This window comes from Achromobacter semiaridum, assembly GCF_053543755.1.
Genome location: NZ_JBLVOL010000070.1, coordinates 1 through 8,285, shown reverse-complemented (window position 1 = coordinate 8,285; position 8,285 = coordinate 1). Strand labels below are relative to the sequence as shown.

8 protein-coding genes are annotated in these 8,285 nt (G+C 63.1%); all 8 read right to left on the bottom strand.

What is annotated here, in order from left to right; genetic code table 11:
- Positions 1-16: 16 nt before the first annotated feature.
- Complete coding sequence (locus tag ACNPP0_RS19010; RefSeq protein WP_332610978.1) at positions 17-1,192, bottom strand: ABC transporter substrate-binding protein; 1,176 nt, start codon at positions 1,190-1,192, stop codon at positions 17-19.
- 57 nt (positions 1,193-1,249) lie between these two features.
- Positions 1,250-2,251, bottom strand: a complete 1,002-nt coding sequence (locus ACNPP0_RS19005; RefSeq protein WP_332610979.1) for an amidohydrolase family protein — start codon at positions 2,249-2,251, stop codon at positions 1,250-1,252.
- A 28-nt stretch (positions 2,252-2,279) separates the two neighbouring features.
- Positions 2,280-2,831 (bottom strand): 3-hydroxyanthranilate 3,4-dioxygenase, encoded by a 552-nt coding sequence (locus ACNPP0_RS19000; RefSeq protein ID WP_448706711.1) that lies wholly within the window; start codon positions 2,829-2,831, stop codon positions 2,280-2,282.
- A 181-nt stretch (positions 2,832-3,012) separates the two neighbouring features.
- Positions 3,013-3,990, bottom strand: coding sequence for a LysR substrate-binding domain-containing protein (locus ACNPP0_RS18995; RefSeq protein ID WP_448706710.1), 978 nt, complete (start codon positions 3,988-3,990; stop codon positions 3,013-3,015).
- Between the two features lie 127 nt (positions 3,991-4,117).
- Positions 4,118-5,041, bottom strand: coding sequence for a YihY/virulence factor BrkB family protein (locus tag ACNPP0_RS18990; protein WP_332610985.1), 924 nt, complete (start codon positions 5,039-5,041; stop codon positions 4,118-4,120).
- Positions 5,042-5,331: 290 nt separating this feature from the next.
- Positions 5,332-6,972, bottom strand: coding sequence for a chaperonin GroEL (gene groL / locus ACNPP0_RS18985; protein ID WP_332610988.1), 1,641 nt, complete (start codon positions 6,970-6,972; stop codon positions 5,332-5,334).
- 37 nt (positions 6,973-7,009) lie between these two features.
- Positions 7,010-7,297, bottom strand: coding sequence for a co-chaperone GroES (groES, locus tag ACNPP0_RS18980; protein ID WP_006221616.1), 288 nt, complete (start codon positions 7,295-7,297; stop codon positions 7,010-7,012).
- 534 nt (positions 7,298-7,831) lie between these two features.
- The coding region (locus tag ACNPP0_RS18975; protein ID WP_448705213.1) for a transposase at positions 7,832-8,285 on the bottom strand (454 nt) is incomplete at its 5' end.

The window sequence follows — 8,285 nt, the reverse complement described above, 5'->3', positions numbered from 1 at the left end:
GGCGCGGCCCCGCGCATCACTTCATTACGCATTGCGCGGCGTACTGGTCGGACACTTTGGACAGGTCCGCGAAGATGGGGCCCTTGTTCACGAACGCCACTTTGCCGTCCACACCGGCCTGCACGTCGGCGCGGAAAAATCCGGCCACCGGAAAGTGATTGGGCTGATAGCGGAATTCCCCGCGCACCGACGTAAAGTCGGCCGCTTCCAGCGCCTTGCGCAGCGCGTCCTTGTCATCGACCTTGCCGCCCGTTTTCTTCAGCGCCGACCCGATCAGCTGGGCCGCGTCGAACGATTGCGCGGCGTAGCTGGACGGCTCGCGTCCGTACTTCTGGCGAAACGCGGCGGCAAACGCCTTGTTGGCGGCGTTGTCCAGGTCGGGCGAATACGGCACGTTGGTCACGGCGCCCAGCGCATCCTGTTGCAGCGCGGGCAGCGTGGCCCCGTCGATGGTGTCCACCGACAACAGCGGTATCTTGCCGAACAGCCCGGCCTGCCGGTACTGCTTGATGAAGTTCACGCCCATGCCGCCCGGAAAGAACACATACGCCGCGTCCGGCTTGGCGTCGGCCAGCGCCGCCAGCTCTACCGAGTAGTCGGGCTGGTTGACCTGGGTGAAGACTTCGTTGGCAATCTGGCCTTTGTAAAAGCGCTTGAAGCCGGCCATCGCGTCCTTGCCGGCCTGGTAGTTGGGAGCCAGCAGGTAGACCTTCTTGAAGCCCATCTGGTTGGCCATTTCGCCGCTGCCTTCGTGGCGCTGCGTGTTGTTCCAGGACGTGGAAAAGAAATAGGGCGAACAGTCCTTGCCCGCCAGGTTGGTCGGCCCCGCGTTGGAGCCCACCAGGAACACGCCCGCACTGGTCACCGGCCGCACCACCGCCAGCATCACGTTGGAATACACCACGCCGGTAATGATCGGCACCTTGTCGCTTTGCACCAGCTTTCGCGCGGCCTGCACGCCCACTTCGGGCTTGAACTGATCGTCTTCCTTGATGACCTGCACCGCCACGCCGCCCAGCTTGCCGCCGCCTTGGTCCACGGCCAGCATGAAGCCGTCCAGCTGGTCCTGGCCCAGCACGGAGCCGGGGCCGGTCAATGTCGTCAACAGGCCGATCTTCACGTCGGCCATCGCGGCGCCTGACAAGGCCAGGCCCATGGCCGCAGCGGCGGCCAGCGTGGTGGTGCGATTCATGTCTTTTCCCTTGAGTTGCCGTGTGTCACGGTCGTGGTGTCTTGCCCCGCGTAGGGGTTAGGGCTGCAAACCAAAGAACGTCGTCGTGTTGCGAAACAGGATCTTCTGCTGCACGTCGGGCACCAGTTCAGCCTGCGTCACCAGGCGGCCCACTTCCTGTTCGCCCAGCGGGTAGGGGTAGTCGGAACCCAGCAGCACGCGGTCTTCGCCCATCACGTCAATCAACAGGCGTAGCGAACGCGGGTCGAACACGGCGCTGTCGGTGTAGAACCGGTCGGTATAGGACGAGGGCAGGTGCGGGCAGTCTTGTCGGATGATGTCGCGATGCCGCCAGGCGTTGTCCACGCGGCCCAGCAGGTACGCAAAGCTGCCGCCGCCGTGCGCGAAGCACAGCTTCAGGCTGCGCGGAATGCGTTCGAAGGCGCCGGACAAAATCAACGACAGAATGCCCAGCTGCGTTTCGGCGGGCATGGCTACCAGCCAGGGCAGCATCCACTTCTTCATGCGGCCATCGGTCATCATGTCCCACGGATGCACCAGCACCGGGATATCGTTGTGGGCGCAGTGGACAAGGAACTGCACCAGCGTGTCGTCGTCCAGGTCGCGCGGGCCGACGTGGTTGCCAATCTGCACACCCAGGTGGCCGGCGGCGCGTGCGCGGGACGCTTCTTTGCAAGCTAGCTCCAGGTCTTGCAGCGGCACCTGCGCCAGGGCTTTCAAGCGCGCGGGCGCATGGGCGCAGTGTTCCAGCGCCAGGTCGTTCATGCGGGCCGCCCAGTCGGCGGCAAGCTGCCCGGGGTAGGTGTAGCCGAACATGATTGGCGTGGCGCACAGGATCTGCACGTCCACGCCATGCCGATCCATCTGCTCGATACGCAGCGCCGGGTCCCACAAGGTGGCGTCCACCGGCCGGAACTCGCGGTCGCCCGCCATGATCTGGCCGGTGGCGCCGCCGGCGTCCGGGCGCAGCCAGGGCGCGTGCACGGGATCAAGCGCCGCCGCTTCCTGCCGCGTGATCGGCGGAAAGAAATGGGCGTGCATGTCGATTTTCTGAATCATGGATAACGGCTTCGCAAGAGGGGGGGCGCTAGGCGGGCACGGCTTGTCCGGCGGGCGCATGGCCTTTGCCGGGATGAATCTGGCCACAGCCGGGGCAGGTACGCTTGTCGGTGCTGTCGTAGAACGCCTGGAATAGCGGCGGCAGGTCGGTGACGATGCTTTTCAACTGCACTTCCACGCGGTGCACCAGGTGGCCGCAATGCGGGCAATACCATTCAAAGCCATCCAGCAGGCCCACGGGGCGCTGACGCTCGATGACCAGGCAGGCGCTGTCGGGTTCGGGGCGTTGCGGCGAATGGCGCACGCGCGGCGGCAACAAAAAGATGTCGCCTTCTTTCAAGTCCACGCGTTCGGGCTTGCCGTCCACCCACAGCGACAACCAGGCGTTGCCCCGAAATTGGTAGAAGAATTCTTCCAGCGGGTCATCGTGATAATCGGTGCGGTGGTTGGGGCCGCCCACCACGGTGACGATGAAGTCGGCGTCTTGCCAGATCTGCTGATTGCCCACGGGCGGCTTGAGCAGATGCGCGTGATCGTCGATCCAGCGCTGGAAATTCAACGGCGGGCCATAGGCGGGCATGAAGATCTCCGGGGAGCTTGGTTTGATGAAGTCTAGGGGGCGAGCGCGCCGGGGGAATAATAGAAATTGCGCGGTTGGATATGCGGCTTATCTATCGCGGGGTTTCCCGTAGGGAAACGGATGCGCCCGAGCCCGAGCCCGAGCCCGAGCCCGCGCCCGAGCCCGCGCCCGCGCCTGTCCGTTATGCGCGCCGTGCCGGTGCGGGTTCGCGCTGCGCCGTGATGGCTTGCAGGTATTCCACCAGTCGCTGGCAAGCGGGCGTCATCGGACGATCGGCGCGCACGGAATAGCCCACGTCGCCAAAATCTCCGAACACCGTCGTGGGCAGGCGCGCCAGCAAGCCCATGGACAGGAACTGGGCCGCCGCGTCGTAGGGAATCAGCGCCAGCGCGTCGCTATGCATCAGGATGCCGATGTTGGTGAGCAACGATAGGGATTCCACGTGGCGCGCCGGCAGGCGCAGGCCGGCGTCGAAAAACGTGCGCTCAACCGATGCCCGCAGTGGCGAAGTGGGCGCGGGCAGAATCCAGATGTGATCCGCCAGGTCCGCCAAGCTGACCTCTTGCGCGGCGGCCATGGGATGCTGGGCGCCGACCACCAGGCACAGTGCCTCGCGATAAAGCTTGTGATGGTCCACCGCTACGCCGGATATCGACGCCATGTCGGCGCCGGGCAGCCGGCCCACGACGATATCGACGTCGCCCGTGGCCAGCGCGGGCAGCAGCTGGGCCGACGGCCCTTCGCGCACGGTGACCTGGATGCCCGGGTGGTCCGTCATCATGCGGGCAATGGCTTCGGGCAGCAATTTTGCGGACGCGGCGATCAGCGTGCCCACTACCACGTGGCCGCTGGCGCCGCCCAGTACCGCGTCGATGTCGTCGGCCATGTAGCGCACTTCGGCCAACATGGCGTGCACGCGACGCCCCAGCACCAAGGCAAGCTCCGTGGGCGTGACGCCCCGGTTCGACCGTTCAAACAAGGTCGCGCCGAAGAAGGCTTCCAGGTCGTGGATGGCCTTGGTGACGGTGGGCTGGGTCAGGTGCAGTTCGCTGGCCGCGCGCGACAGCGACCGGCGCGCCAGCACGCGTTCGAAGATCTGCAATTGATGCAGCTTCAGCTTATGGCTTAGCGCGTTGGGCGTGATGCGGAAGTTCGACATGCTTGGGGGCGCCCGCCTTGATTGAAATCAGCAAGTGCGGGTGCGGCAACGGATGCACCGCAGCGCGTGTGCGGGCGGGGCCATCAGCGTCGAAGAACTCGCGGTAGTCGCGATTGTATCCAGCGGCCTAGGCTTGTGGGGGTGCCGCGGGGGCCGGGTCCGTCTTGCCGGGCTTGGCGGCATCGCCGAAGCGCAGCGCGAATTGCCGGGTGAACACCGCGCCAAAGAAGAAGATCTGCGCGGAATAGTAGATCCACAGCAGCAAGGCAATCAGCGAGCCCGCCGCGCCATAGGCGGACACGGCCGCGCCCCGGCTCAGGTACAGGCCGATGCCCCATTTGCCCACCAGGAACAGCGCGGCCGTCACGATGGCGCCCGGGATCACGTCGCGCCAGGATATTTTTGCGCTGGGCAGTAACTTGAAGATCACGGCAAACAGCGCGACCACCACGGCAAACGAAAACAGCGTCGACGCCCAATCCACCACCTTGGCAACGGTGGATGCCATCCACAGGTCGCCATACAGTTTTTGCGCGGCGCCCAGCGCGGCGTTTACCGTCAACGACACCAGCAGGAACAACGCCAGCACCAGCACCAGGCCAAACGACAGCATGCGGCTGCGCACCATGCCCTGTATGCCGCCCTTCTGGTTGGCGGGCACGTCCCACAAATCGTCCAGGCTGGCCTTCAGTTCAGCAAAGGCGGTAGTGGCGCTGAAGATCAGCACAAAAATGGAGATCAGCGCGGCGATCCACCCGCCGCCGGATTCATGCGCGCTGGCCAATACCGTCTGGATGACTTCCGCGCCGCGTTCGCCGGTCAGGTCGCGCATCTGCAAGAAAAGCTCGGACCGTACCGCGTCTTCGCCATAGAACGCGCCGGCCACGGCGATCACCAGGATCAGCATCGGCGCCAAGGAAAACACCATGTACAACGCCAGCGCGGCGCCCTTGCTGGATGCGCGGTGGCTTGACCACTGGTTGGCGGAGTCCATCAACAGCCCGCCAATCTCGGACGGACGCAAGGCTCGCAGGCTCTGGGGTAGGCGCATAGGGCTTGGGCGGCGTGGGCGAAGGAATCTTCATTGTAGGGACGCATGCGTCCCGGCGAAACCGCGAGTTTGTGCGCAAACGTGTTCGCACCGGGCGCCACGGGGCGCGGTGGAAACAACAGGCAATGTGTGCGGTGACCGGACGGCGAATCCGTCGTCGATAGCGGGCAGGAGCGCACAAAAAGAAGGGCGCACAAAAAGAAAAACCCCCGGGGCGAAGGTCCGGGGGGTTTTCAGATACTGCATTCCCCGGTTTTGACGCCGGGGAGGCCGTGCAAGGAAAGCGGGACTTAGAAGTCCATGCCGCCCATGCCGCCCATGCCACCCGGCATGGCCGGGGCAGCGGGCTTGTCTTCGGCCAGTTCGACCACGGCGGCTTCAGCCGTCAGCAACAGGCTGGCGACGGAGGCAGCGTTTTGCAGGGCGGTGCGGGTCACCTTGGTGGGATCCAGAACGCCTTGCTCGACCAGGTCGGTGTACTCGCCGGTTGCGGCGTTGTAGCCGTAGTTGCCCTTGCCGTTCAGCACGTTGCTGACCACGACGCTGGCTTCTTCGCCGGCGTTCGTGACGATGGTGCGCAGCGGCTCTTCCACAGCACGCAGGATCAGCTTGATACCGGCGTTCTGGTCAGGCGTGTCGCCCTTCAGTTCAGCAATGGCTTGCTTGGCGCGCAGCAGTGCAACACCGCCACCAGCCACAACGCCTTCTTCCACTGCGGCGCGGGTTGCGTGCAGGGCGTCTTCGACGCGAGCCTTCTTTTCCTTCATTTCGACTTCGGTGGCAGCGCCAACGCGAATCACGGCAACGCCGCCGGCCAGCTTGGCCACGCGTTCTTGCAGCTTTTCACGGTCGTAGTCGGACGTGGCTTCTTCGATCTGGACACGGACTTGCTTGACGCGAGCCTCGATCGACTTGCTGTCGCCAGCGCCGTCGATGATCGTCGTGTTTTCCTTGCCCACTTCGATGCGCTTGGCTTGGCCCAGTTCAGCCAGGCCGGCCTTTTCCAGCGACATGCCGGTTTCTTCGGAGATCACCGTGCCGCCCGTCAGGATGGCGATGTCTTCCAGCATGGCCTTGCGGCGGTCGCCGAAGCCCGGAGCCTTGACGGCGGTGGTCTTCAGGATGCCACGGATGTTGTTCACAACCAGGGTGGCCAGCGCTTCGCCTTCGACGTCTTCTGCAATGATCAGCAGGGGACGGCTCGACTTGGCAACTTGTTCCAGCACGGGCAGCAGGTCACGGATGTTGCTGATCTTCTTGTCGAAAATCAGGACATACGGATCTTCCAGCACGGCAACTTGCTTTTCCGGGCTGTTGATGAAGTAGGGCGACAGGTAGCCGCGGTCGAATTGCATGCCTTCGACGACGTCCAGCTCGTTTTCCAGCGACTTGCCGTCTTCGACGGTGATGACGCCTTCCTTGCCAACCTTGTCCATCGCGTCAGCGATGATCTGGCCGATGGAGGCATCGCTGTTGGCCGAGATGGAACCGACTTGAGCGATTTCCTTGCTGGTCGTGACCGGCTTGGATTGCTTCTTCAGTTCAGCCACGGCAGCGGCGACAGCCTTGTCGATGCCGCGCTTCAGGTCGATCGGGTTGAAACCGGCGGCAACGTACTTCAGGCCTTCCATGACGATGGCTTGAGCCAGCACGGTGGCGGTCGTGGTGCCGTCACCGGCGTTGTCGGAGGTCTTGGAGGCAACGTCCTTGACCAGTTGTGCGCCGATGTTCTCGAACTTGTCCTTCAGTTCGATTTCCTTGGCGACGGACACGCCGTCCTTGGTCACGGTCGGGGCGCCGAACGAGCGCTCCAGCACGACGTTGCGACCCTTGGGGCCCAGGGTGGTCTTAACAGCGTTGGCGAGAACATTCACGCCGCGGACGATACGCACACGGGCGTCGTCACCGAACAATACTTGCTTGGCAGCCATTTCTTAGCTTCCTTCCAAAATTCGTTTGAGGCGGGATTTACTGAACCACGGCGAGGATTTCGTCCTCGCGGATGACGAGCAGTTCTTCGCCATCAACCTTCACGGACTGGCCGGCATACTTGCCGAACAGAACCTTGTCGCCAGCCTTCAGGTCGACCGGCAGGATCTTGCCGTCTTCGGTCTTCTTGCCGGGGCCGACGGCCACGACTTCGCCCTGATCAGGCTTTTCTGCGGCGCTGTCGGGGATGACGATGCCCGAGGCAGTCTTGCGCTCGTTTTCGAGGCGTTTGACGATCACGCGATCGCCCAGGGGACGCAAGGCCATGAGGAACTCCTGTTTACTTGATTGAAAGTGAATGATCGGTTAGCCCCGGGAGGGCTGTTAGCACTCACCGGTGTCGAGTGCTAATTATAGGGATGATGTTGCAGGGTTCAAGGGGGGGAAGGGCGGCTGTTACATATTTGGGGGCGGGGGGCGTCGCAAGTGAGTGTCAAACGCCGCCGAACCTGGGATTTGCGTCATGCGGATCGAGATTAAATAAAACGTGTCAGCCCAAAGCAGATCAGGCACTTGGGTCGATTTCAGCCCCAAAGGTACTTAGCCCCGAGTCCGGTTTTTTGAGAATCTCTTGGCACCGGGTCGTCAGGGGTGAGCGGTAGGCTTGACCGGCTTTCAGAGAACTTCCGCTTTCGACCGAGGCCGTGTGAAAACGCTTTTCGTCCTGTCAGCCACAGCGCAATCGCCTGGTCCGCATCACCTTGGGCGGTCTTCACTTCGATTTTTCGAAGCGGGGCTCACTCAAGACCGTTTGGGCGGCCCGGATAGGGCCTGAGGTGCGTTATGGGTCACCTGAAGGGCTCAGCCGCCCAGCGCCAGTATGGCTTTCATCGTTTGCTGGAAGCCGAGGATGCGCATGACCCGCTTGAGGTTATAGGCCAGTACATTCAAACTCATTTCCGTGCTCACATTGCCCAAGCGACGAGTTAGGAAGTGTGTATAGCCCATCCAATGCTTGAACGTGCCGAACACATGTTCCACCGTGCGCCGCCGCACCTTCATCGCTTCTGGCATTCGGTCTAGACGGCGCTGCGCCGCCTCAAGCACGGCCTCATGTTCCCATCGACTGATGCGCCGATAGGCGCTAGGAGTGCATCGCTCCTTCATAGCGCATTGTGGGCAGGCACTACTCCAGTAGCGCCGCAATTGAAGACCATTCTCCTCCCGCGTAAACCGGTGGATGGCGCGCTGGCCCGCAGGGCACTGGTACTCATCGTCCTTCGCGATGTATATGAAGTCAGAACGGTCGAAGCGG